The 21,348-nt window shown below is 72.9% G+C and carries 20 protein-coding genes and 1 tRNA gene; 8 read left to right on the top strand and 13 right to left on the bottom strand.

What is annotated here, in order from left to right; translation table 11 throughout:
• Genes AC3X7R_RS11390 through AC3X7R_RS11380 form a run of 3 tightly spaced genes read right to left on the bottom strand, consistent with a single transcriptional unit; the run spans position 1 to position 3,663 of the window.
• A complete protein-coding gene (locus AC3X7R_RS11390; RefSeq protein WP_489965763.1) occupies positions 1–957 on the bottom strand; it encodes a hypothetical protein in 957 nt (318 codons plus the stop codon).
• A 10-nt stretch (positions 958–967) separates the two neighbouring features.
• Positions 968–2,923 (bottom strand): FtsX-like permease family protein, encoded by a 1,956-nt coding sequence (locus AC3X7R_RS11385; protein WP_489965762.1) that lies wholly within the window; start codon positions 2,921–2,923, stop codon positions 968–970.
• Positions 2,920–3,663 (bottom strand): ABC transporter ATP-binding protein, encoded by a 744-nt coding sequence (locus AC3X7R_RS11380; protein ID WP_489965761.1) that lies wholly within the window; start codon positions 3,661–3,663, stop codon positions 2,920–2,922. Before AC3X7R_RS11380 ends, AC3X7R_RS11385 begins: the two co-directional genes overlap by 4 nt.
• Positions 3,664–3,771: 108 nt before the next feature.
• Here AC3X7R_RS11380 and AC3X7R_RS11375 point away from each other — a divergent pair, with 108 nt between their 5' ends.
• Together AC3X7R_RS11375 and AC3X7R_RS11370 are read left to right on the top strand one after the other, a co-directional pair.
• Entirely contained in the window at positions 3,772–5,028 is a 1,257-nt protein-coding gene (locus tag AC3X7R_RS11375) for a sensor histidine kinase (protein WP_489965760.1), read from the top strand.
• A complete protein-coding gene (locus tag AC3X7R_RS11370; protein WP_489965759.1) occupies positions 5,013–5,681 on the top strand; it encodes a response regulator transcription factor in 669 nt (222 codons plus the stop codon). The genes AC3X7R_RS11375 and AC3X7R_RS11370 overlap by 16 nt, the downstream gene beginning before the upstream one ends.
• 120 nt (positions 5,682–5,801) lie before the next feature.
• Here AC3X7R_RS11370 and AC3X7R_RS11365 read toward each other — a convergent pair whose 3' ends face one another.
• Both AC3X7R_RS11365 and AC3X7R_RS11360 read right to left on the bottom strand, forming a co-directional pair.
• Positions 5,802–6,440: a CoA transferase subunit B gene (locus AC3X7R_RS11365; protein ID WP_489965758.1), complete on the bottom strand. Its 639-nt coding sequence runs from the start codon at positions 6,438–6,440 to the stop codon at positions 5,802–5,804.
• Positions 6,440–7,222: a CoA transferase subunit A gene (locus AC3X7R_RS11360; RefSeq protein WP_489965757.1), complete on the bottom strand. Its 783-nt coding sequence runs from the start codon at positions 7,220–7,222 to the stop codon at positions 6,440–6,442. Before AC3X7R_RS11360 ends, AC3X7R_RS11365 begins: the two co-directional genes overlap by 1 nt.
• Before the next feature lie 151 nt (positions 7,223–7,373).
• Between AC3X7R_RS11360 and AC3X7R_RS11355 the strand changes: the two genes are divergently transcribed.
• From AC3X7R_RS11355 to bagB, 3 genes are all read left to right on the top strand, one after another.
• The gene (locus tag AC3X7R_RS11355; RefSeq protein WP_489965756.1) at positions 7,374–8,156 is read left to right on the top strand and encodes an IclR family transcriptional regulator; all 783 of its coding nucleotides are present in this window, start codon (positions 7,374–7,376) and stop codon (positions 8,154–8,156) included.
• Between the two features lie 89 nt (positions 8,157–8,245).
• A complete protein-coding gene (gene bagA, locus AC3X7R_RS11350) occupies positions 8,246–9,271 on the top strand; it encodes an ATPase BagA (RefSeq protein ID WP_489965755.1) in 1,026 nt (341 codons plus the stop codon).
• A complete protein-coding gene (bagB, locus tag AC3X7R_RS11345) occupies positions 9,268–10,440 on the top strand; it encodes an ATPase BagB (RefSeq protein ID WP_489965754.1) in 1,173 nt (390 codons plus the stop codon). Before bagA ends, bagB begins: the two co-directional genes overlap by 4 nt.
• A gap of 24 nt (positions 10,441–10,464) precedes the next feature.
• Here the strand turns inward: bagB and AC3X7R_RS11340 are convergent, their stop codons facing one another.
• Complete coding sequence (locus AC3X7R_RS11340) at positions 10,465–10,770, bottom strand: WhiB family transcriptional regulator (protein ID WP_489965753.1); 306 nt, start codon at positions 10,768–10,770, stop codon at positions 10,465–10,467.
• A 241-nt stretch (positions 10,771–11,011) separates the two neighbouring features.
• Here AC3X7R_RS11340 and AC3X7R_RS11335 point away from each other — a divergent pair, with 241 nt between their 5' ends.
• Positions 11,012–13,369, top strand: a complete 2,358-nt coding sequence (locus AC3X7R_RS11335) for a transglycosylase domain-containing protein (RefSeq protein WP_489965752.1) — start codon at positions 11,012–11,014, stop codon at positions 13,367–13,369.
• Positions 13,370–13,375: 6 nt separating this feature from the next.
• On the opposite strand, the gene AC3X7R_RS11330 is transcribed toward AC3X7R_RS11335, so the two are convergent.
• Positions 13,376–13,834: a GatB/YqeY domain-containing protein gene (locus AC3X7R_RS11330; RefSeq protein ID WP_489965751.1), complete on the bottom strand. Its 459-nt coding sequence runs from the start codon at positions 13,832–13,834 to the stop codon at positions 13,376–13,378.
• Between the two features lie 26 nt (positions 13,835–13,860).
• Here AC3X7R_RS11330 and AC3X7R_RS11325 point away from each other — a divergent pair, with 26 nt between their 5' ends.
• Together AC3X7R_RS11325 and AC3X7R_RS11320 are read left to right on the top strand one after the other, a co-directional pair.
• Positions 13,861–14,784 carry a metallophosphoesterase gene (locus AC3X7R_RS11325; protein ID WP_489965750.1) on the top strand — a complete coding sequence of 308 codons (924 nt, stop codon included), beginning with the start codon at positions 13,861–13,863 and terminating at the stop codon, positions 14,782–14,784.
• A 98-nt stretch (positions 14,785–14,882) separates the two neighbouring features.
• Positions 14,883–14,956 (top strand) — tRNA-Pro (locus AC3X7R_RS11320).
• A gap of 160 nt (positions 14,957–15,116) precedes the next feature.
• Here the strand turns inward: AC3X7R_RS11320 and AC3X7R_RS11315 are convergent.
• From AC3X7R_RS11315 to AC3X7R_RS11290, 6 genes are all read right to left on the bottom strand, one after another.
• Positions 15,117–16,154, bottom strand: a complete 1,038-nt coding sequence (locus AC3X7R_RS11315; RefSeq protein ID WP_489965749.1) for an aspartate-semialdehyde dehydrogenase — start codon at positions 16,152–16,154, stop codon at positions 15,117–15,119.
• Positions 16,151–17,422 carry an aspartate kinase gene (locus AC3X7R_RS11310; RefSeq protein ID WP_489965748.1) on the bottom strand — a complete coding sequence of 424 codons (1,272 nt, stop codon included), beginning with the start codon at positions 17,420–17,422 and terminating at the stop codon, positions 16,151–16,153. Before AC3X7R_RS11310 ends, AC3X7R_RS11315 begins: the two co-directional genes overlap by 4 nt.
• A 63-nt stretch (positions 17,423–17,485) precedes the next feature.
• Complete coding sequence (locus AC3X7R_RS11305) at positions 17,486–18,112, bottom strand: DUF5063 domain-containing protein (protein WP_489965747.1); 627 nt, start codon at positions 18,110–18,112, stop codon at positions 17,486–17,488.
• Positions 18,105–18,704: a recombination mediator RecR gene (gene recR / locus AC3X7R_RS11300; RefSeq protein WP_489965746.1), complete on the bottom strand. Its 600-nt coding sequence runs from the start codon at positions 18,702–18,704 to the stop codon at positions 18,105–18,107. The genes AC3X7R_RS11305 and recR overlap by 8 nt, the downstream gene beginning before the upstream one ends.
• Before the next feature lie 6 nt (positions 18,705–18,710).
• Positions 18,711–19,067 (bottom strand): YbaB/EbfC family nucleoid-associated protein, encoded by a 357-nt coding sequence (locus tag AC3X7R_RS11295; protein WP_489965745.1) that lies wholly within the window; start codon positions 19,065–19,067, stop codon positions 18,711–18,713.
• A gap of 58 nt (positions 19,068–19,125) precedes the next feature.
• Positions 19,126–21,309, bottom strand: a complete 2,184-nt coding sequence (locus tag AC3X7R_RS11290) for a DNA polymerase III subunit gamma and tau (RefSeq protein ID WP_489965744.1) — start codon at positions 21,307–21,309, stop codon at positions 19,126–19,128.
• Positions 21,310–21,348 lie beyond the last annotated feature (39 nt).

Below are 21,348 nucleotides of genomic sequence, written 5' to 3'. Positions count from 1 at the left end.
TCAGGAGGTGCGCCGGCACTCCGCCCCGGAGCAGGCCACCACGAAGCTGCGCCCGTCCTCGTCGTCGATGCCGAGCAGCACCCGCCCGTCGGTGTCCCACTCGGCGTACTGGAGCGCGTCGGGGTAGCGCACCCCGTAGCGGACCACCCGCTCGCCGCGCACGGTGCGCACCCTCGCGGACGATCCGCCGTTGCCCATCGTGAGCACCGACCGGCCGTCCGCCGAGAAAGCCTCCACCGACTCACCGCAGGTGCGCCACAGCGTCTTCCCGGAGCCGATCCTGGCGATGACCGTGCAGCCGCCGTTGTACTGGTCGGCGTCGTCGGTGTGGCGCGCGTACAGGCCCCGCTCGAGGTTGGCGGCGTACGCGCTCTGGCCGCTGAGCCGCTTGATCCGGCCGGTCCGGTGGTTCCACAGGTGGGTCCCCCCGCTGGCCCCGCCGACGCCCCCGAGCAGCACACGCTGTTCGTCGACGCCGATCGCCCAGACCCCCTCGTTCACCGTGCGGCTCGCCTGCAGCCGGCCGGTGCGCGCCTGCCGCACCCGCACCTCGGTGCGGAAGCGGACCAGCAGGCTGGTGGCCAGGAGGGTGCCGTCGGCGGAGAGCTGCGAGCCGTCGACGTCGCTGGCGAGCGTCCGGAGCCGCCCGTCGCGGGTGACCCGCAGGACGTCGACGAGGTTGTTGCGCTTGTACTCCTCCACGACGTACGCCCGCCCCGTGCGGCCGACGATCCAGACGTCGGCCGGGACCCGGATCCGCACGTCGCCGTCGACCAGGGTGCGCCGGTCTTCCAGGTGCGGCCCGGCGATCGGGTCACCGAGCGGCAGTGCCCCGACCGGCGGGACCACCACGAGGGGCTCCGGCGGCGGTGCCGCCGCAGGGACCGGGGCGGCCAGCGCGCCGGCGAGCAGCGCGGGCGAGGCGAGCAGGGCGACGGCACGCAGGAGTCGGCTCATGCCTTGCACGCTAGGCCAGGACGAGGGGCTCCGTCTTCCCCCCTTCTCGCCGCAGGCGGTGCAGGACGCGAGCACTCCTCGAGCCCACCAGCGCGGCGAGGACGCCCAGCGCCAGACAGGTCGACGCGGTCGCCAGCAGGGGCAGCCACGGGATCGTCAGCGGTACGGCGACTCCGGTGCCCGCCAGGTCGGCGGTCGTGGCCGTCCGGATCAGCCAGCCCAGGCTGACCGTGATCGTCCCGCCCAGCAGCAGCCCGGTGGCGCTGACCAGGCCGGCCTGCCAGATCGACGCTCGGCGCACCTGGTCGTGGGTGGCGCCGAGGAGGGCCAGCAGCCGGCGCTGGCGACGCTGCTGGGAGGCGCCGATCAGGGTGGCGTTGATGATCGCGATCCCGGCGTAGAGCGCTGCCGGTCCGAGGAGGACGACGAGTCCGACGTCGTTCGAGCGCCGGGTCCGGGCATCGGTGGCCTCGATCCACTCCTGGGCCGACAGCAGCCGCGCGGGCGTCCCCGTCAGGCCCTCGGCGAGGTTCTCGGTCAGCGCCGTCGGTCCCACGCCCGGCCGCGGTGTCACGAAGACCGTGCCGGTCGGACGACCCGCCACGCCCGGCACCACGTCGGGGGCGACCAGGAGGTCGGCGTACAGGTCCGGGGCCTCCGGCACCACGGCGACCACACGCAGGCCGATCCGCTCCCCCTCGATCCGGACCCGGACCGTGCCTCCCAGTCCGGTCCCGGAGTCGCTCGCCCAGCCCTCGGTGACGGCGATCGCGCGACCGTGCAGGTCACCGAGGTCGCCCCTGGTGGCACGCAGCCCCCGGGCGGCGGCCGCGCTGACCGGGTCGACCACCTCGACCTGCTCGCGGTAGCCCGCCCCGCCGTCCTCGCCGAGCTGCCAGGTGACCTGCCGCTGCACGTCGGCCGCGGCGATCCGCCGGTCCGCCGCCAGGGTGGCCGCCTGACCCGGGTCGGCCCCCTCCACCACCAGCGACGCCCGGAGCTGGGCGGTGTTGAGGGCGGTCGTCCAGTCCGCGGTGAAGCTGAGCGCGAGCATCAGGGAGCCGGCGATCGCCGAGATCGCGATGATCGGCGCGGCGACCGCGGACGTCGTCCGGGCAGCTGCCCTCAGCTCGTCGCGCGCCATCCGAGCGGTGACGTGACGGCCGACGAACGGGCGGGCGAGCAGGGCCCCGAGGCGTGGGACCAGCGCCGGGCCGATCGCCAGGATGCCGACGACCGCGACCTGCGGCAGCACGATCGCGGCGATCAGCGCGAGGAGCGGCGGCAGGTCCGGGGCGAGCGCGAAGGTGACCAGCAGGGTCCCGAAGCAGAGCGCGGCGGCGAGGAGCGCCCCGACGGAGGGACGGGTGGGGACGACGGCCGCCTCCCGCAGCGCCGAGGCGGGCGAGGTCCGCGACGCGCGGCGCGAGGCACGCCGGGCCCCGAGGAGGGCGACCGTCGCCCCGCTGGGTGCCGCGAGGGCCCAGGTGGTCCACGAGCCGGGCGCGCTCAGGTGAAGGTCGGTGATGCCGAGGACGCGGACGCCCCACAGCACCCCCGGCACGGCGAGGGAGCCCAGCAGGCCCCCGGCGAGCGTGGCCGCGGTGGCGACGACCGCGGCCTCGCCCAGGAGCAGGCGGCGGACCTGTCGGGGCGTCGCCCCGATCAGCCGGAGCAGCCCCAGCTCGCGCTGGCGGGCGGCGACGACGAAGGAGAAGGTGCTGCCCACCACGAAGATCGCCATGAACATCGAGACGCCCGCCATGATGCCGAAGAGGCTGGCCAGCCCGTCGAGCTGCAGGCGTTGGGCGGCGGTGAGGCCCTCTCGGCTCGCGGTGGCGTCGGTCGCGGAGACCAGCGCGGTGGTCACGGCCAGGAGGGTGACCCCCAGGGCCAGCGCCACGAACGCGCCCAGGTAGCCCCGCCAGGTGGCGCGCGCGCTCTGCCAGGCCAGGGGGAGGATCACCGCTCGAGTCCGTTCATGGTGGTCGCGATCGCGTCCGCGCTCGCGTGCTCGAGGTGGCCGACGACGCGGCCGTCGGCCAGGAAGAGGACGGAGTCGGCGTACGAGGCGGCCACCGGGTCGTGGGTGACCATGACGACCGTCTGTCCGGCGTCCGCCACCGCCCGCAGGAGGGCGAGCACGTCCCGCCCGGTCCTGCGGTCGAGTGCCCCGGTGGGCTCGTCGGCGAAGAGCACCTCGGGCCTGGTGTGCAGGGCCCGGGCGATCGCCACGCGCTGCTGCTGGCCACCCGACAGCTGCGAGGGCCGGCGTCCGGCTTGCTCCGCCAGCCCCACCCCGGCGAGGGCGCGCAGCACGGCGGCGCGCTCCACCCGGACGCCCGCCAGCCGGGCGGGCAGGGCGACGTTGTCGAACGCCGTGAGGGCGTCGAGCAGGTTGTAGGCCTGGAAGACGAACCCCATCGACGTCCGGCGCAGGCGGGTCAGCTCGTTCTCCTTGAGCCGCCCCAGCGGTGTCCGGCCGATCACCACGTGACCGTCGGTGGGGCGTTCCAGGCCGGCGGCGACCTGGAGCAGGGTCGACTTGCCGGACCCCGACGGGCCCATGATCGCGGTGAAGGTGCCACGGTGGAACACGTGCGTCACGCCGTGCAGCGCCCGCACGCCCCCGGCCCGGGAGCCGTAGGTGTGGGCGATGCCGTCGAGCGTCACCGCGGGGGGCGCGGTGGTGAGGGTGCTGGTCATGGCTCCCACTGCACCAGCGCGCGGGCCGTGACACCCGGGCCTGCACGCCACACCGAGGTAGCGCACGCGCTATCCCACGCGGGGGCGCCGGACTCTAGGGTTGTGCCGATGACGAGGTATCCCGACGCCTGGACCGCGGTGCGCGGGCGCCCGGGGCGGTTCCTGCTCTCGGCGTGGCCGTGGCGGGCGCTCGCCTACTCCCTCGGCTCGGTCGTCGTCGGCCTGGCCTGGCTGCTGCTGGTCGCCCTGGTCCTGGGGGTCGGGCTGGCCACCCTGGTCCTGGTCGTCGGGTTCTTCGTCCTCGCCGCCGTGCCCGCCCTCGCGCGCCTGGCGGCCGTGCTGGAACGTCGGCGGCTCGGCCTGGTCCTCCCCGACGACCGATCCGGCGGGTGGGCCGCGCTACGCGTGGCGTTGTGGGGGGCGATGCGGGGGCAGCGAGACCGCCCCGTGGCGTGGGGAGAGATCGGCCACCTGGCGCTGCTCGCCACCCTCGGCTGGCTGGTCGGGCTCCTCGCCGCCGTCGTCGTCCTCGTGCCCGTCCTCCTGCTCCTCGCCCCCTGGCTCGCGGGGGTCGACGTGATCGACGTCGCCGGCTGGCGGATCGACTCCCCCCGCGAGATCTGGGCCGCACCGCTCCTCGGCGTCGTCCTCCTCGTCGTCGCGGCGTACGTCGTCACGTGGCTCGCCTGCGGTCACGCCGCGCTCGCCCGGCTGCTGCTCGATCCGCCGGGCGCCGAGCAGGCGGAGGCGGTCGCCGCCGTGCGCCGTTCCCGCAGCGGGCTGGTCGACGCCTTCGAGGCCGAACGCCGGCGGATCGAGCGCGACCTGCACGACGGCGTCCAGCAGCGGCTGCTCGCGCTCACGATGACCCTCGGGTCGGCCGAGCTCGAGGCCGAGGGACCGGCGCTCACGCTGATCAGGCAGGCACACGAGCAGGCCGAGCAGGCCCTCGCCGAGCTGCGCACCACCGTGCGCGGCATCCATCCGAGGGTGCTCACCGACCACGGCCTCACCGCGGCCGTCCACGAGATCGCCGACCGCTCGCCGGTGCCCGTCCACGTCGACCTCGCTCTGCAGGAGCGGCTGCCGGGAGCGGTCGAGGCGGCCGCCTACTTCTTCGTCAGCGAGGCGCTGACCAACGTCGTCCGCCACTCCGGAGCCGGGGCGGCGCAGGTCCACGCCTGGACGGAGGCGGGCGCGCTGGTGCTCAGCGTCAGCGACGACGGGAAGGGTGGTGCCGGGGCGAGGCCGGGCTCCGGGCTGGAAGGGCTCCGGCTGCGGGTCGATGCGATGGACGGCTCGCTGCGAATCACCAGCCCGCCCGGCGGCCCGACGACGGTGAGGATGACATGTCCGCTCCCGTAGTGCGCCCACTGACGGTCGTGGTGGCCGAGGACGAGGCCCTGCTCCGCGAAGGACTGGTGCGGATCCTGGAACGCGCGGGCCACCGGGTCCTCGCCGACGTCGCGGACGCCGACTCCCTGCTCGCGTTCGTGCAGCGCACCACCCCCGACCTGGTGGTCACCGACATCCGGATGCCCCCGACGCACACCGACGAGGGGCTGCGGGCCGCGATGGCGGTCCGGACGGAGCACCCCGGAACCGCCGTCATGGTGCTCTCGGCCTACATCGCCGACGCCTACGTCGCCGACCTGCTCGACTCGGCTCCCGGCGGAGGGATCGGCTACCTGCTGAAGGACCGGGTCGGGCACGTCCGCGACTTCCTCGAGAGCCTGGACCGGGTGGCCGCGGGCGGCACGGTCGTCGACCCCGAGGTGGTCCGTCAGCTCCTGCGCCGCAACCGCGCCGACGGACCCCTGGCCGCTCTCACCGCGCGTGAGCTCGAGGTGCTGGCGCTGATGGCCGAGGGCCACACCAACCAGGCCATCGCGGCCGGCCTCTTCGTCAGCGAGGCGGCCGTGCGCAAGCACATCGGCAACATCTTCGCCAAGCTGCCGGTCGATCCGGGCAGCGACCGGCGGGTGGCCGCCGTCCTCACCTACCTCCGCGGCTCGTGACGCCACCGGGCTCGCCCTGCCGGCCGCGGGGTGGGAGGGGCGTCCGCAGGGTTCGTGGGGCTTGCACGCCCCCACAACCCTGTGGTCCCCCGCCTGACCGGGGATCCACGCCATCCCCGCTCACCCCACCGGGGGCTCGGTCCTCTCCCGCACCTCGTCCTCGGTGACCCCGGGCGCCAGCTCGACGAGCCGCAGGCCCTCGGGCGTGACGTCGAGGACGCAGAGGTCGGTGATGATCCGCTGCACCACGCCGCGGCCGGTGTAGGGCAGCGAGCACTCCCGCACGATCTTGTAGGAGCCGTCGCGGGCCACGTGCTCCATCAGCACGATCACCCGCTTGGCGCCGTGGACCAGGTCCATCGCGCCGCCCATCCCCTTGACCATCTTGCCGGGGATCATCCAGTTGGCGATGTCGCCGGCGGCCGAGACCTGCATGGCGCCGAGGATGGCGGCGTCGATCTTGCCGCCGCGGATCATCCCGAACGAGGTCGCGGAGTCGAAGAACGACGCCCCGCGGCGCACGGTGACGGTCTCCTTGCCTGCGTTGATGAGGTCGGCGTCCTCCTCGCCCTCGACCGGGTAGGCGCCGACCCCGAGGATGCCGTTCTCCGACTGGAGCACCAGCTCGACGTCGTCGGCGACGTAGTTGGGGACCAGGGTCGGCAGGCCGATGCCCAGGTTGACGTAGGAGCCGTCGGTCAGCTCCGAGGCCGCGCGGGCGGCCATCTGCTCACGGGTCCAGCCGGTCGGCTCGGTCATCAGGCGTCCTCTCCGGCCGGACGCACGGTCCGCTTCTCGATCCGCTTCTCCGCGGCCTGCTCCGGGGTGAGCGCGACGACGCGCTGCACGTAGACCCCCGGGGTGTGCACGTCGTTGGGGTCCAGCTCGCCGGGCTCGACCAGGTGCTCCACCTCGGCGATGGTCACCCGCCCGCACATCGCGGCAAGCGGGTTGAAGTTGCGCGCGGAGTCGCGGTAGACGAGGTTGCCGTGCCGGTCGCCCTTCCAGGCGCGGACCAGCCCGAAGTCGGCGACGATCGCCTCCTCGAGCACGTAGTCGCGGCGCTCGCCGTAGAGCTCGAACTCCCGGGTCTCCTTGGGCGGGGAGGCGACCACCACGTTGCCGGAGTCGTCGTAGCGCCACGGCAGGCCGCCCTCGGCGACCTGGGTGCCGCCGCCGGTGGCGGTGAAGAACGCCGGGATGCCGGAGCCGCCCGCGCGCATCCGCTCGGCCAGCGTGCCCTGCGGGGTCAGCTCGACCTCGAGCTCCCCGGAGAGGTACTGCCGGGCGAACTCCTTGTTCTCCCCCACGTACGACGACACCATGCGCCGCAGCCGCTTCTGCGCGAGCAGGCGGCCCAGACCCCAGTCGTCGACGCCGCAGTTGTTGGAGACCGCCTCGAGGTCGTCCACCCCGGACTCCAGGAGCGCCTCGATCAGCACCGAGGGGATCCCGCAGAGCCCGAACCCGCCGACGGCGAGGGTGGCCCCGCTCGCGATGTCCGCCACCGCCTCCGCAGCGCTGACCACGACCTTGTCCATCGGCTCCTCCTGGTTCGCTGAGCGTTCGGTGCTCGTGCGATGCGACTGTGGGCCGATTCAATGCCCGGTCGCCCACGGCGTCAACGCCCGACCACCCTGCTGACGCGTATCTCTCGCTGAGCGGACCACTCTGCGCGGTAGCGTTCATCCAGTGGACACCCCGGCGCAGCACCGCCCCACCGCTCCGGCCGACGTGGTCGGCCGGACCGCGGCGCTGCTCAAGGCGGTCTCGGCGCACGAGCCGCACGGCACCGGGACCTCGGAGCTGGCGCGCGCCACCGGCCTGGCCCGCCCCACGGCGCACCGGCTCCTGGTCTCGCTGGCCGACCAGGGGCTGACCGAACGCGACCCCGGTTCCGGGCGGTGGGTGCTGGGACCCGAGCTCTACCTGCTGGGCGCCGCCGCCGCCGAGCGGTACGACGTGACCGCGCTGGCCCAGCCCGTCGTCCGGCGCCTCAGCGTGGCGACCGGCGAGAGCGCCTTCTTCTCCGTGCGCCGCGGCGACGAGACGGTCTGCCTGCTCCGCGAGGACGGCAGCTTCCCGATCCGCTCCCACGTGCTGCACGAGGGGATCCGGTTCCCCCTCGGGGTCGCCTCGGCGGGCCTGGCGATCCTCGCCCACCTGCCGGACCCCGACGTCGACGACTACCTGCGGCGCGCCGACCTGGTCCCCGCGTACGGCGAGCCGCACGCGGCCTCGCAGGTGCGCGAGCGCGTCGCCCGGACCAGGGCCGACGGGTGGGCGGTCAACCCCGGGCTCCTCGTCGAGGGCAGCTGGGGGATGGGCGCGGCCGTCTTCGACCCGCAGGACCGCCCGGCGTGGGCGCTCAGCCTGACCGGGATCGAGCGGCGCTTCTCCGCCGCGCGCCGGCGCGAGCTGGGAGCCCTGCTGCTGGAGGAGGCGCACGCCCTCACCCGGATCCTGCGGCGGTAGCGCCGCCAGCTGACCGGACCGACGGGTCGGTCGTCCACGCCCTGGTTCCGCACGACCCCGGACGACCCCCGCCTGCCTATCCTGCAGGGGTGAGCGACGAGAGCGTCTCCCCCGACTGGCCCGGTGTCGACCTGCACGTCGTGACGGGCAAGGGTGGCACCGGGAAGTCCACCGTGGCCGCGGCCCTGGCCCTGGCCCTGGCCTCCTCGGGTCGCCACGTCCTGCTCTGCGAGGTCGAGGGGCGCCAGGGCATCGCCCGGATGTTCGACGTCGACCCCCTGCCGTACGCCGAGACCCGGGTCGCCCGCGGCCTCGCCGACAGCAGGGGCCGCGCCGGAGCGGTCCACGCGCTGCACATCGATGCCGAGGCCGCGCTCCTGGAGTACCTGGCGATGTACTACAAGCTCGGCCGCGCCGGCCGGGCGCTGGACCGGTTCGGGGTGATCGAGTTCGCCACCACCATCGCGCCGGGGGTGCGCGACGTGCTGCTGACCGGCAAGGTCTACGAGGCCGTCCAGCGCAACGCCCGGAGCAAGGGCGCGGTGACCTACGACGCCGTGGTGCTGGACGCGCCGCCCACCGGCCGGATCACCCAGTTCCTCAACGTCAACGGCGAGCTCGCCGGGCTGGCCAAGGTCGGCCCCATCAAGAGCCAGGCCGACACCGTGATGACCCTCTTCCGCTCGCCACGCACCGCGGTGCACCTGGTCACCCTGCTGGAGGAGATGCCCGTCCAGGAGACGGCGGACGGGATCGCCGAGCTCCGCAGGGCCGACCTGCCGGTGGGCGGGATCGTGGTCAACCTGGTGCGCTCCCGCGACCTCGACGACGAGGCCCTCTCCGCCGCCGCGCGCGGCGCGCTGGACACCGCCCGGATCGCCGACGACCTGCGCGAGTCCGGGGTCGAGGACGACGACCTCGACGCCCTGGTCGACGAGCTGGCCGTGGAGGCCCACGAGCACGCCGCCCGCCGCGACCTCGAGGAGAGCCAGCGCAAGCTGGTGACCGACCTCGACCGGCCGACGTACGAGCTGCCCCTGCTCGCCGGGGGCGTGGACCTGGGCGGGCTCTACGAGCTCGCCGCCTGCCTCAAGGAACAGGGGATGGGACGATGAGCGAGCGACGCACCCGGGTCGGCCCGCTGGCCGCCCACCCCATCGACGCCCCGGTGCTGGACGTCGACGCCCTCCTCGACGACCCGGCGATCGGCATCCTGGTCTGCTGCGGGTCGGGCGGGGTCGGCAAGACGACCACCTCCGCGGCGCTGGCGCTGCGGGCGGCCGAACGGGGCCGCAAGGTCGTGGTGCTGACCATCGACCCGGCCCGGCGGCTCGCCCAGGCGATGGGGGTCGAGAAGCTCGACAACACCCCGCGGCCGGTGCCGACCGTGCAGGGCAGCGGCTCCCTCGACGCGATGATGCTCGACATGAAGCGCACCTTCGACGAGGTGGTGAGCAGCCAGGCCACCCCCGAGAAGGCCAGGCAGATCCTGGAGAACCCCTTCTACCAGGCCCTGTCCAGCTCCTTCGCCGGCACCCAGGAGTACATGGCGATGGAGAAGCTCGGCCAGATCTACCGGAAGGCCGAGGCCGACGGCTCCTACGACCTGATCGTGGTCGACACCCCGCCCTCGCGCTCCGCGCTGGACTTCCTCGACGCCCCGGAGCGGCTCTCCAGCTTCCTCGACGGCCGCTTCATCCGGCTGTTGACGGCCCCCGCGCGGGGCCCGGCCCGGCTGATGTCGGCGGGCGTGGGCGTGATGACCGGGGCGCTCACCAAGATCCTCGGCACCCAGGTGCTGCGCGACATGCAGATCTTCGTCGCGGCCTTCGACACCCTCTTCGGGGGGTTCCGGGCCCGCGCGGAGAAGACCTTCGCCCTCCTGCAGGACGACCGGACGGCGTTCCTGGTGGTGGCCGCCCCCGAGGAGGACGCGCTGCGCGAGGCCGCCTACTTCGTCGAGCGGCTCAGCGAGGACGACATGCCGTTGGCCGGGCTCGTCGTCAACCGGGCGAGCCCGGCGACCAGCACCACGCTGACGGCCGAGGAGGCCGGCGCCGCCGCCGACCGGCTGCGCCGCTCCGACCAGGGGTCGCTGACCGCCGGCCTGCTGCGGCTCCATGCCGACCGGCTGGCGATGGTGGACCGGGAGCGGCGTCTGGTGACGCGCTTCGCGGCCGCCCACCCGACCGTGCCGGCCGTGGTGGTCCGGGCGCTGCCGACCGACGTGCACGACCTGGACGGCCTGCGGCGGATCGGGGACCTGCTCGCCGGCGAGGAGTGAGGGACGCCCCTCACTCCCGCGAGCTCAGACGTCGACGGACGCGGTGAGGGGAGACGCCGTACGGGTGTGCTCCTCGCGGGCGCTCTCGAGCACGTTGCGCCAGCTGGCACCGGGCCGGCGGCGGAGGAGGGCGCGGCGCTCACGCTCGGTCATGCCGCCCCAGACGCCCCACTCGATCTGGTTGTCCAAGGCCTCGGCGAGGCACTCGGTGCGCACGGGGCAGCCGTTGCACAGCTGCTTGGCCTTGTTCTGCTCGGCGCCGCGCACGAACAGCTGGTCGGGGGCTGAATCCCGACATGCTGCCTTCGACGTCCAGTCCTCGACCCACATGATTTACTCCCCAGATCCTCAATATGCGGGTGGACATCCCCATGAAGTCCACTCACGCTTTGTGACCTGTAGTAAAGGTATGGACCAGCGCCCTCGCTAGCCAGACTCGTATGGTCCACTTCGACTAGTCATCTGGGACTAGTCCCGTCGGGACCTGCGGCCGGTCGTCCTGTGCCCAGGCCGCCCCCGGGGGTCGTCGCGGAGGTAGGCGGGAGCCCGGCCCTCCCGTACATTGGAGCACATGTCTCAGCCTGCCCCGGAGTCCGCCGAGGGCGACCCGCGCACCGGTCGCGTCCTGTCCCACCTGGGGGTGATGGCCGCGGTCGCCGTCGTCATCGGCCTCCTCACCGCCGGTCTCGTGCTGCCCTTCGCGGCGGTGCTCGGGTCGGCTAGCGAGGACGTCTCCCGCGGCATCGACGAGCTGCCCGCCGAGCTCGAGGCCAAGCCACTGGCCCAGAAGACGTCGGTCTACGACATCAACGGCAACCTCATCGCCTCCCTCTACGACGAGAACCGGATCACCGTCGGGCTCGACCAGATCTCGCGGAAGATGGTCGAGGCGATCGTCGCCATCGAGGACTACCGCTACTTCGAGCACGGCGCCCTCGACCTCAAGGGCACGCTGCGCGCCCTGATCACCAACCAGGCCAGCGCCGGGGTGGTGCAGGGCGGCTCCTCGATCACCCAGCAGATGGTCAAGCTCACCCTGGTCGACCAGGCGGAGGACAAGGAGGAGGCCGACGCGGCCACCGACGAGACCTACGCGCGGAAGTTCAAGGAGCTGCGCTACGCCATCGCGTTCGAGCAGAACTACTCCAAGGAGTGGATCCTCGAGCGCTACCTCAACATCGCCTACTACGGCGACGGCGCCTACGGCATCCAGGCCGCGGCCAAGCACTTCTTCAACAAGAACGCCAAGCAGCTCAACCTCAAGCAGGCCGCCACCCTGGCCGGTCTGGTGAAGAACCCCACCGGCTACGACCCGACCAACTACCCGGAGCGGGCGCTGTCGCGTCGCAACGTGGTGCTCGACCGGATGGCCGAGCTCAACGTGATCCCGGCGGAGAAGGCCGAGAAGATCAAGGGCCAGAAGCTGGGCCTCGACATCCAGCCGGCTGCGAACGGGTGCGTCAACTCCCCGGCCCCGTTCTACTGCGACTACGTGGTCAAGTACCTGCTCGAGGACCGCTCCCTGGGCAAGACCAAGGCGGACCGCGAGCGCCTGATCAAGTCCGGCGGGCTCTCCATCCGCACCACCCTGGACCTGGACTTCCAGAAGGCGGCCGACGAGTCGGTCCAGAGCCACGTCTACCCGACCGACAACGCCATCGGCGGCCTGGCCATGGTCGAGCCGCGCACCGGCAACGTGAAGGCCCTGGCCCAGTCGCGGCCGATGGGGGCCAACCGGAAGGCCGGCCAGACCTACCTCAACTACGTGGTCCCCGAGGAGTACGGCGACTCCCGAGGGTTCCAGGCGGGCTCGACGTTCAAGGTGTTCGTCCTCGCCGCCGCCCTCAAGCAGGGCATCTCGCTGACCCAGTCGTTCAACTCGCCGCCGTCGATGACGTTCCGGCGCGAGGACTTCATCGACTGCGACGACAAGCCCTACGACTACGGCCCCTGGACGGTGGGCAACTCCACCACGTCGGGTGTCAAGAACATGTACACCGGCACCCGGGAGTCGGTGAACACCTTCTACGTGCAGCTGATCCGGGAGACCGGGATCTGCGAGCCCTTCAACCTGGCCAAGCAGATGGGCATCCGGCTGACCAACCCCGAGGGCGACGAGAACGGCTTCGGCGCCGAGCGCGTCGCCTCCTTCACCCTGGGCATCCCCAGCACCAGCCCGCTGGAGATGGCGGAGGCCTACGCGACCTTCGCCGGCCGCGGTCTGCACTGCGACTCCCGCCCGGTCAGTGCGATCGAGGACGCCCAGGGCAACCTGCTCAAGGAGTACCCGGAGAAGTGCCAGCAGGTGCTCCCCGGCGCGGTCGCCGACGCCGTCAACGACGTGCTGCGAGGCGTGATCGAGCCGGGCGGCTTCGGCGCCGCGCTCACGCCGGGCCAGCCCGCCGCCGGCAAGACCGGGACGATCAACGGCAACATGGCCGTCTGGTTCGTCGGCTACACCCCCAACCTCGCCACCGCCGCGATGATCGCGGGCGCCAACGAGGTCGGGCACTGGGTCACCCTCAACGGCCAGCTCGTCGGCGGCAGCTACATCAGCTCCGCCTCCGGCTCCGGCAACGCCGGACCCATCTGGGGTGACGCCATGCGGACGGTGGCCCCGGCCCTGGCCGACGAGGACTTCCAGCGGCCGGACTCCACGCAGATCGCCGGCGTGCTCACCTCCGTCCCCGACGTGGTCGGGATGCCGGTCGCCGAGGCGGAGGCAGCGCTGCGTGCCGCGGGCTTCAACCCGTCGCTGGGCGGCTACCTCAACTCCGAGGTCCCGGACGGCTCGGTGGCCGCGACGACACCCGAGAGCGGCTCCCAGCTGAGCGCCGGGGACACGGTCGTCTACCACCCCTCGACCGGCTTCGTCCCGGAGCCGCCGAAGAAGAAAAAGAAGAAGAAGGGGCGCCGCGGCCGCGGCTGACCGGCCTCAGCCGAGCTGGCGCCGCACCTCGGCGGCGACCACGCCGCCGTCGGCGCGTCCCTTCGTCTGCGCCTGCACCCGGCCCATGACCTGGCCCATGGCGCGCATCCCCTGCTCGGCCGCACCGGTCTCGGCGATGACGGAAGCCACCAGGTCGGCGATCTCCTGCTCGGTCAGCGGGGTCGGCAGGTAGTCGGCGAGCACCTCGGCCTCCGCCCGCTCCTTGGCCGCCTGCTCGGGACGGTCACCGTCCTCGAAGGCGACCGCGGCCTCGCGCCGCTTCTTCGCCTCGCTGCTCAGCACGCCGATCACGTCGTCGTCGGAGAGCTCGCGGTGCGCCTTGCCGGCGACCTCCGCGTTGGTGATCGCGGTCAGCACCATCCGCAGGGTGGAGGAGCGCAGCTCGTCGCGTGCCTTGATCGCGGTGGTCAGGTCGGCGCGGAGGCGGTCCTTGAGAGTGCTCATGACCCCAGTGTGGCAGCCTAGGCGCGGTGACCCCCAGCGAGATCCTCTCCCGCACCGCCGGCCTCGGAGTGGCGGCCGGCGCCGGCCTCACCGCGTACGCCGCCTGGGAGGCGCGCGCCTACACGCTCCGTGAGCTCGAGGTCCGGGTGCTGCCCGCCGGCCACGGCCCGTTGCGGCTCCTCCACCTCTCCGACATCCACATGACCCCGGACCAGCGCCGCAAGCAGGAGTGGCTGGCCTCCCTCGCCGACCTGGCGCCGGACCTGGTGATCAACACCGGGGACAACCTCGCCCACCGGCGCGCGGTGCCGGTCGTCCTCGACGCGCTGGGCGGGCTGCTGGACGTGCCGGGCGCCTACGTCCTGGGCTCGAACGACTACTTCTCGCCCACCCTGCGCAACCCGCTGCGCTACCTGCTGCCAGACGACGGGACCCGTCACACCGACGTCCCGCAGCTGCCGTGGCCGGAGCTGAAGTCGGCGTTCGACGCCTCGGGCTGGCTCGACCTCACCAACGGCTTCGGTGCGCTCGAGGTGGCCGGCACCCGGATCGCGTTCGCCGGTGTCGACGACCCCCACCTGGGCTACGACGACCTGGACCGGGTCTCGGGGCCGGCCGACGCCCACGCCGACCTGCGGCTGGCGGTCTGCCACGCGCCCTACCTGCGGGTCCTCGACCAGTTCGCCGCCGACGGCTACGACGCGATCATCGCCGGCCACACGCACGGCGGCCAGGTCTGCCTGCCCGGCGGCCGGGCGCTGACCACCAACTGCGACCTGGAGCCCGAGCGGGCCCGCGGGCTCCACCGCCACCCCGCGGAGTCGGTCGACGGCGACCCGGGCTCGTCCTGGCTGCACGTCTCGGCGGGGCTGGGCACCAACCCCTACGTCCGGCTGCGGGTCGCCTGCCGGCCGGAGGCGACGCTGATCACGCTGCTTCCCCGCCTCTGAGCGCCCACTCCCAGGACCCGATTTCGGCACGCCCCGGGCGCTCCGCTATGCTCGCGTTGCTCGTGAGCAGTCGTGCCTCGCACGGTGACGCCCACGATCGGGCTGTGGCGCAGCTTGGTAGCGCGCCTCGTTCGGGACGAGGAGGCCGCAGGTTCAAATCCTGTCAGCCCGACAGAGTTTTCCCGGCAGCAGGCTCCCGGATCCACCCAGTGGGTCCGGGAGCCTTCTGCATTTCTCCACCCACATGTCTGCACGCTCGGTGACGGGAAGCAGAAGCACCGTCCCCGGCACGGGAACGGTGCTTCTGCTTCCCCTCGCGAGAGGGGGTGGGCTCAGCGAGCGGCGGCGATGATCTCCGCGAGCTGCACGGTGTTGAGGGCGGCGCCCTTGCGCAGGTTGTCGCTGCTGATGAAGAGCGCGAGGCCGCGGTTGCCGTCCACGCCCTCGTCCTGCCGGATGCGGCCGACGTACGACGGGTCCTGGCCGGCAGCCTTCCGCGGGGTCGGGATCTCCTCCAGGGAGACCCCGGGGGCGTCGGCGAGCAGCTTGCGGGCGGCGTCGGCGGTCAGCTCGGAGCCGAACTCGGCGTTGACCGCGAGCGAGTGGCCGGTGAAGACCGGGACCCGGACGCAGATGCCGGAGACCTTCAGGTCGGGGAGCCCCAGGATCTTGCGGGACTCGTGGCGCAGCTTCTGCTCCTCGTCGGTCTCGTTGAGGCCGTCGTCCACGATCGAGCCTGCCAGCGGCAGCACGTTGTAGGCGATGGGCTCGACGTACGGCCCGGCGTCCCCGGCCGGCACGGCCGTGCCGTCGTAGGCCAGCCCGCGTGCGTCCCCGGCGTTCTCCACACCGGAGGCGAGGGTCTCCACGCCGGCGACACCGGAGCCGGAGACCGCCTGGTAGGTGGAGACCACGAGGCGCTTGAGCTCGGCCGCGTCGTGCAGCACCTTCAGGACCGGCATGGCGGCCATCGTGGTGCAGTTCGGGTTGGCGACGATGCCGCGGCCGGCGGCGATCACCTCGTCCATCGCCTCCGGGTTGACCTCGGAGACCACCAGGGGGATCTCCGGGATCTTGCGGAAGGCGGAGGAGTTGTCGATGACGATGACGCCGGCGTCGACGAACCGCTGCGCCTGGGCGCGGGAGGTGGTGGCCCCCGCCGAGAAGAGGGCGATGTCGAGCCCGGTCGGGTCGGCGGTGGCCGCGTCCTCGACGACGATCTCCTCGCCGCGGAAGGGCAGCACCTTGCCGGCGGAGCGGGCGGAGGCGAAGAACCGGACCTGGGTGGCGGGGAAGTCGCGCTCCTCGAGGATCTGGCGCATCGCCACCCCCACCTGGCCGGTCGCGCCGACGATGCCGAGGCTGGTCATCGGCCGGTCCCGCCGTAGACGACGGCCTCGACCTCGTCGGCGTCCAGGTCGAACGCCGTGTGCGTGGCGCGGACCGCGTCGTCGACGTCCGCCTCGGCCACGATCACCGAGATCCGGATCTCGGAGGTGGAGATCATGTCGATGTTGACGCCGGCCCCGGCCAGCGAGCCGAAGAACTTCGAGGTGATCCCCGGGTGCGAGCGCATCCCGGCGCCGATCAGCGAGACCTTGCCGATCCGGTCGTCGTAGAGGAGCTTCTCGTAGCCGACCTCGGCCTGGATCCGCGCCAGGGCGGCCATCGCGGTCTGCCCGTCGGTGCGGGGCAGCGTGAAGGAGATGTCGGTCAGCCCCGTCGCCACGGCGGAGACGTTCTGCACGATCATGTCCAGGTTGGTCTGCGCGTCGGCGAGCGCCTCGAAGATCCGCGCCGCCTCGCCCACCTTGTCGGGCACGCCGACGACCGTGATCTTGGCCTCGCTCCGGTCGTGGGCCACTCCGGCGATGATGGGCTGTTCCATGGTGCCTCCCTCACTGGGGTCGTCCACGACCCAGGTGCCTTGCAGTTGGCTGAACGACGAGCGGACGTGGATGGGGATGCCGTGCCGGCGGCCGTACTCGACGCAGCGCAGGTGCAGGATCTTCGCCCCGCACGCGGCCAGCTCGAGCATCTCCTCGTAGGAGACCTTGGCGAGCTTCCGGGCCGTCCTGACGATCCGCGGGTCGGCGGTGAAGACACCGTCGACATCGGTGTAGATCTCGCAGACGTCGGCGCCCAGCGCGGCGGCCAGGGCCACCGCGGTGGTGTCGGTGCCGCCGCGGCCCAGGGTGGTGATCTCCTTGGTGTCCGCGCTCACGCCCTGGAACCCCGCCACGATGACGATGTGGCCCTCGGCCAGGGCGGCGGTGATGCGGCCGGGCGTGACGTCGATGATCTTGGCCTTGCCGTGGACCGCGTCGGTGATGACGCCGGCCTGCGACCCGGTGAACGAGCGGGCGGTGTAGCCCAGGTCGGAGATCGCCATCGCCACCACGGCCATGGAGATCCGCTCGCCGGCGGTGAGCAGCATGTCCATCTCACGGGCGGGCGGCAGCGGAGAGACCTCGTGGGCGAGGTCGATCAGCTCGTCGGTCTTGTCGCCCATGGCGGAGACGGCCACGACCACGTCGTGCCCGGCCTTCTTCATCTCGACGATCCGTCGCGCGACCCGCTTGACGGCGTCGGCGTCGGAAAGCGAGGAGCCGCCGTACTTCTGCACGACAATGCCCACGCCACACCCCTTGCTCGATCGACTGCACCTGACCCGGTCGACCGTGCCGACCAAGGATCCAGTCTAACTTCCGCCCATCGCGTCGGATTCCAACATCTCATTCGCCGCCGTCAGCTGCTCGTCCTCGCCGGAGAACTCCACGTCGAGCCGGTCGTGGTGCACCACCGACCAGAGCGCGTTGAGCGCCGCGCCGGCCAGGTTGCCCCAGGAGGAGACGTAGGAGAACTGCCACCACCACAGCGCCTCGGTCAGGTTGCCGGCGGCGTAGTGACGCAGCCCGTTGGCCAGGTCGGTGGCGACGCTGGTGAGGTCGTCGGAGAGCTGGCTGGTCACCACCTCCGGCTGGTACGGGTCGTTCACGAAGCTGTAGGTGTCGACCGGTCCGAGGGTGCGGGCCAGTCCCAGCCGCAGCGGGTCCACGTCGGGCTCGGGCCCCACGTCGGGCTGGTACTCAGCCCGGGGGCGGAAGTCCACCTGCGCGCCCAGCCGGGCACCGGCCAGGGAGATCTGTGCGGTCTCGAGCAGCAGCAGCGGGATCGCCCGGCTGCCGTCCTCCTCCGCCGCGACCGCCTGCACGGCGACCAGGAAGGTCTCGACCTGGTCGGCGATCTGTCCCGCGAACTCCTCCAGGTCGCCGGTGACCGGTGTCGGGGCGCCGGCGAGCCCGGTGGTCGAGGTCGTCTCAGTCATCAGCTGACCGCCTTCCCGCGAACGCCCTGCCCAAGGTGACCTCGTCGGCGTACTCCAGGTCACCACCCACTGGCAGTCCACTCGCAAGTCGCGTCACGCGCAACCCCATCGGCTTGAGCATCCGGGTCAGGTAGGTGGCGGTCGCCTCGCCCTCCAGGTTGGGGTCGGTGGCGAGGATCACCTCCTGGACGGTGCCGTCGGCGAGGCGCACCATCAGCTCGCGGATCCGGAGCTGGTCGGGGCCGATCCCGTCGATCGGTGAGATCGCGCCGCCCAGCACGTGGTAGCGGCCCCGGAACTCGCGGGTCCGCTCGATCGCCACCACGTCCTTGTACTCCTCCACGCAGCAGAGCACCGAGGGGTCGCGCCGCGGGTCGCGGCAGATCCGGCACTGCTCGTCCTGGGAGACGTTGAAGCAGATGGAGCAGAACTTCACCTTGGCCTTGACCTCGATGAGGACGTCGGCGAGCCGACGCACGTCGGCAGGCTCGGCCTGGAGCAGGTGGAACGCGATCCGCTGGGCACTCTTGGGACCGACACCCGGCAGCCGACCGAGCTCGTCGATCAGGTCCTGGACGACACCTTCATACAAAGGGAGTCAGCCCAGTCCGGGGATGCCGCCGCCGGCCAGCGGTCCGAGCGCCTCCCCCGCGATCGCGTCGGCCTTGGCCTTGGCGTCACGGAAGGCGGCCACGATCATGTCGCCGAGGTCCTCGAGCTCGTCGGACTCGTTGCCGTCGAACTCGCCGGCCTTGATCGCGACCGCGACCAGCTCGCCGGCGCCGCTGAGCGTCACGGTGACGGCGCCGCCGGCGACCGTGCCGTCGACGCGCACCTCCTGGAGCCGCTCCTGGGCGGAGGCGAGCTGCTCCTGCATCTGCTGGGCCTGGGCGAGCAGGGCGTTCATGTCGAAGCCGCCGGCCCCGCCGAGGGCGTCGAAGGGGTTCTGGGTCATCGGGTGGTCCTCGTTCCGGGTGTGGGGGTGGGACGATACGCGGTCTCTTGGAGCACGGTCATCGGTGCTCGATCTCCTCGATCACCTCGGCACCCAGGGTGCGGCGCAGCAGCTCGGCGCTGTCGAGGCCCTGGGAGTCGGCGTCGGGGTCGTCGGGGTGCGCCGCCGCATCGGCGAGGGCGCGCTGGTCGGTGTCGGGCCGTGGGCGGCCGCCCGTGCGGGTCTGCTGGATCGCCCCCCGCGCGGCGGCCAGCCCCTGGGGGTCGACCGCGGGCGACGCGGGCTGCTCCCCCGGGGCCTGAGGCTCGGGCGCCGGGGCCGACTGCGCCGACTGCGGCGATGCGGCGGGCTCGGCCGGCGGCCGGCTCTCGATGGCGGGCTCCCGCACCACGTGGGAGGCGGCGGTGGCGCCGGAGGGCAGCGCCCCCGGGTCGACGACGCAGTCGATGCGCCACTCGACCCCGACCGCGTCGATCGCGGCCTGGCGCAGGATCTCGTCGTTGCCGCCGGCGACGAAGGAGTCCCGGGCGCCCGGGTTGTTGAAGCCCACGGTGAGGGTCCGGTCGTCGACGCCGGTGACCTGGGCGTTCTGGGTGAGCAGGATCCAGGCCAGCCGTCGGCGTCCCTTCACCGCCTCCACCACGTCGGGCCACAGGCGGCGCACGTCGACCAGCGAGAGCCCGCCGGAGGGGGCGCCCGGCGGAGCCGTGGGCGTGTCGCTGGGCTGGGAGGGAGCGGGAGGCGCCGGGGGCGCGGCGGCCGGGGGCGGGGTGGCGGCCGACCCTGGCTCAGCCGGCGTGGGCCAGTCGGGTTGCTCCCAGCCCGTCGGCTCGGCCTGCCCCTGCGCCTCGGGCGGCGCCTGCGGGGCCGGCGGCTGCTGGGCGGGTGCCTGCGCGGCCGGCGGCTGCTGGGCGGGTGCCTGCGCGACCGGTGCCTGCGCCTGCGGCACGGGCTGGGCCGGCGGCTGCTGGGCGGGGGCCTGCGTCGGCGCGGTCGGCGGGGTGGCGGGCGCGGTCCGCTCCGGAGGGAGGACGGGCTGCGCGGAGAGCGCCGCGGCGGGGGTGCCGGGGCCCACGATGGCGAAGCGCTTCTCCAGCCGGTCCAGGCGGGCCAGGACCCCCTCGGTGCCGTGGTCGGCGCCGGGGAGGAGCACCCGGGCGCAGATGAGCTCGAGCAGCAGGCGTGGGGAGATCGCGCCCTTCATGTCCATCAGCCCGCTGGCGACCAGGTCGGCGGCGCGTGAGAGGTCGGCGCCGCCGAAGCGGGCCGCCTGGGCCACCAGCCGCTCGCCCTGGTCCTGGGAGACGTCGATCAGGCCGGTGACGGGGGCGTCCGGCACCGCGGCGACGATCACCAGGTCACGCAGGCGGCGCAGCAGGTCCTCGGCGAAGCGACGCGGGTCCTGGCCGGACTCGATCACCTTGTCGACCACGCCGAAGACGGCGGCACCGTCGGCGGCGGCGAAGGCGTCCACCACCTCGTCGAGCAGGGTGTCGGGAGTGAAGCCGAGCAGGTTGACCGCGAGCTGGTGGGTGACGCCCTCGGGACCGGAGCCGCCGATCAGCTGGTCGAGCACCGAGAGGGTGTCGCGCGCCGAGCCCGCGCCCGCCCGCACCACCAGCGGCACGGCGGCGGCCTCGATCGCCACCCCCTCGCGCTGGCAGAGCTCGACGACGTAGTCGGCGAGCATCCGCGGCGGGATCAGCCGGAACGGGTAGTGGTGGGTGCGGGAGCGGATGGTCGCGATGACCTTCTCCGGCTCGGTGGTGGCGAAGATGAAGCGCAGGTGGGGAGGCGGCTCCTCCACCAGCTTGAGCAGGGCGTTGAAGCCCTGGTTGGAGACCATGTGGGCCTCGTCGATGATGTAGATCTTGTAGCGGTCGCGCACCGGCGCGAAGAAGGCCTTCTCGCGCAGGTCGCGCGCGTCGTCGACACCGCCGTGGGAGGCCGCGTCGATCTCGATCACGTCGATCGAGCCGCTCCCCCCGGTGGCCAGCTCGCGGCAGCTGTCGCAGGTGCCGCACGGCTCGGCCACCGGCGCCGCCGCACAGTTGAGGGTGCGCGCCAGGATCCGGGCCGAGGTCGTCTTGCCGCAGCCGCGCGGACCGGAGAAGAGGTAGGCGTGGTTGACCCGGTCCCCCGCGAGGGCGTTGCGCAGCGGCTCGGTGACGTGGTCCTGGCCGATGACCTGGGCGAACGTCTCCGGCCGGTAGCGGCGGTAGAGCGCGAGGGGTGAGTCCACGCCTGAACCCTAACCACCAGGGACGACAGGGACCACCGC

This window comes from Nocardioides sp. Z22_16, from assembly GCF_058134365.1.
The sequence above is the reverse complement of the archived record's forward strand: the minus strand, read 5'-3'. Positions and strand labels throughout refer to the sequence as shown.

What these genes read in the sequence shown, in the direction of transcription:
- AC3X7R_RS11315 (WP_489965749.1), bottom strand. Translation starts at nt 16,154, where the DNA reads ATGACCAGCCTCGGCATCGTCGGCGCGACCGGCCAGGTGGGGGTGGCG.
- AC3X7R_RS11375 (WP_489965760.1), top strand. Translation starts at nt 3,772, where the DNA reads ATGACGAGGTATCCCGACGCCTGGACCGCGGTGCGCGGGCGCCCGGGG.
- AC3X7R_RS11390 (WP_489965763.1), bottom strand. Translation starts at nt 957, where the DNA reads ATGAGCCGACTCCTGCGTGCCGTCGCCCTGCTCGCCTCGCCCGCGCTG.
- AC3X7R_RS11335 (WP_489965752.1), top strand. Translation starts at nt 11,012, where the DNA reads ATGTCTCAGCCTGCCCCGGAGTCCGCCGAGGGCGACCCGCGCACCGGT.
- AC3X7R_RS11365 (WP_489965758.1), bottom strand. Translation starts at nt 6,440, where the DNA reads ATGACCGAGCCGACCGGCTGGACCCGTGAGCAGATGGCCGCCCGCGCG.
- bagB (WP_489965754.1), top strand. Translation starts at nt 9,268, where the DNA reads ATGAGCGAGCGACGCACCCGGGTCGGCCCGCTGGCCGCCCACCCCATC.
- AC3X7R_RS11370 (WP_489965759.1), top strand. Translation starts at nt 5,013, where the DNA reads ATGTCCGCTCCCGTAGTGCGCCCACTGACGGTCGTGGTGGCCGAGGAC.
- AC3X7R_RS11330 (WP_489965751.1), bottom strand. Translation starts at nt 13,834, where the DNA reads ATGAGCACTCTCAAGGACCGCCTCCGCGCCGACCTGACCACCGCGATC.
- AC3X7R_RS11340 (WP_489965753.1), bottom strand. Translation starts at nt 10,770, where the DNA reads ATGTGGGTCGAGGACTGGACGTCGAAGGCAGCATGTCGGGATTCAGCC.
- AC3X7R_RS11305 (WP_489965747.1), bottom strand. Translation starts at nt 18,112, where the DNA reads ATGACTGAGACGACCTCGACCACCGGGCTCGCCGGCGCCCCGACACCG.
- AC3X7R_RS11295 (WP_489965745.1), bottom strand. Translation starts at nt 19,067, where the DNA reads ATGACCCAGAACCCCTTCGACGCCCTCGGCGGGGCCGGCGGCTTCGAC.
- AC3X7R_RS11380 (WP_489965761.1), bottom strand. Translation starts at nt 3,663, where the DNA reads ATGACCAGCACCCTCACCACCGCGCCCCCCGCGGTGACGCTCGACGGC.
- AC3X7R_RS11360 (WP_489965757.1), bottom strand. Translation starts at nt 7,222, where the DNA reads ATGGACAAGGTCGTGGTCAGCGCTGCGGAGGCGGTGGCGGACATCGCG.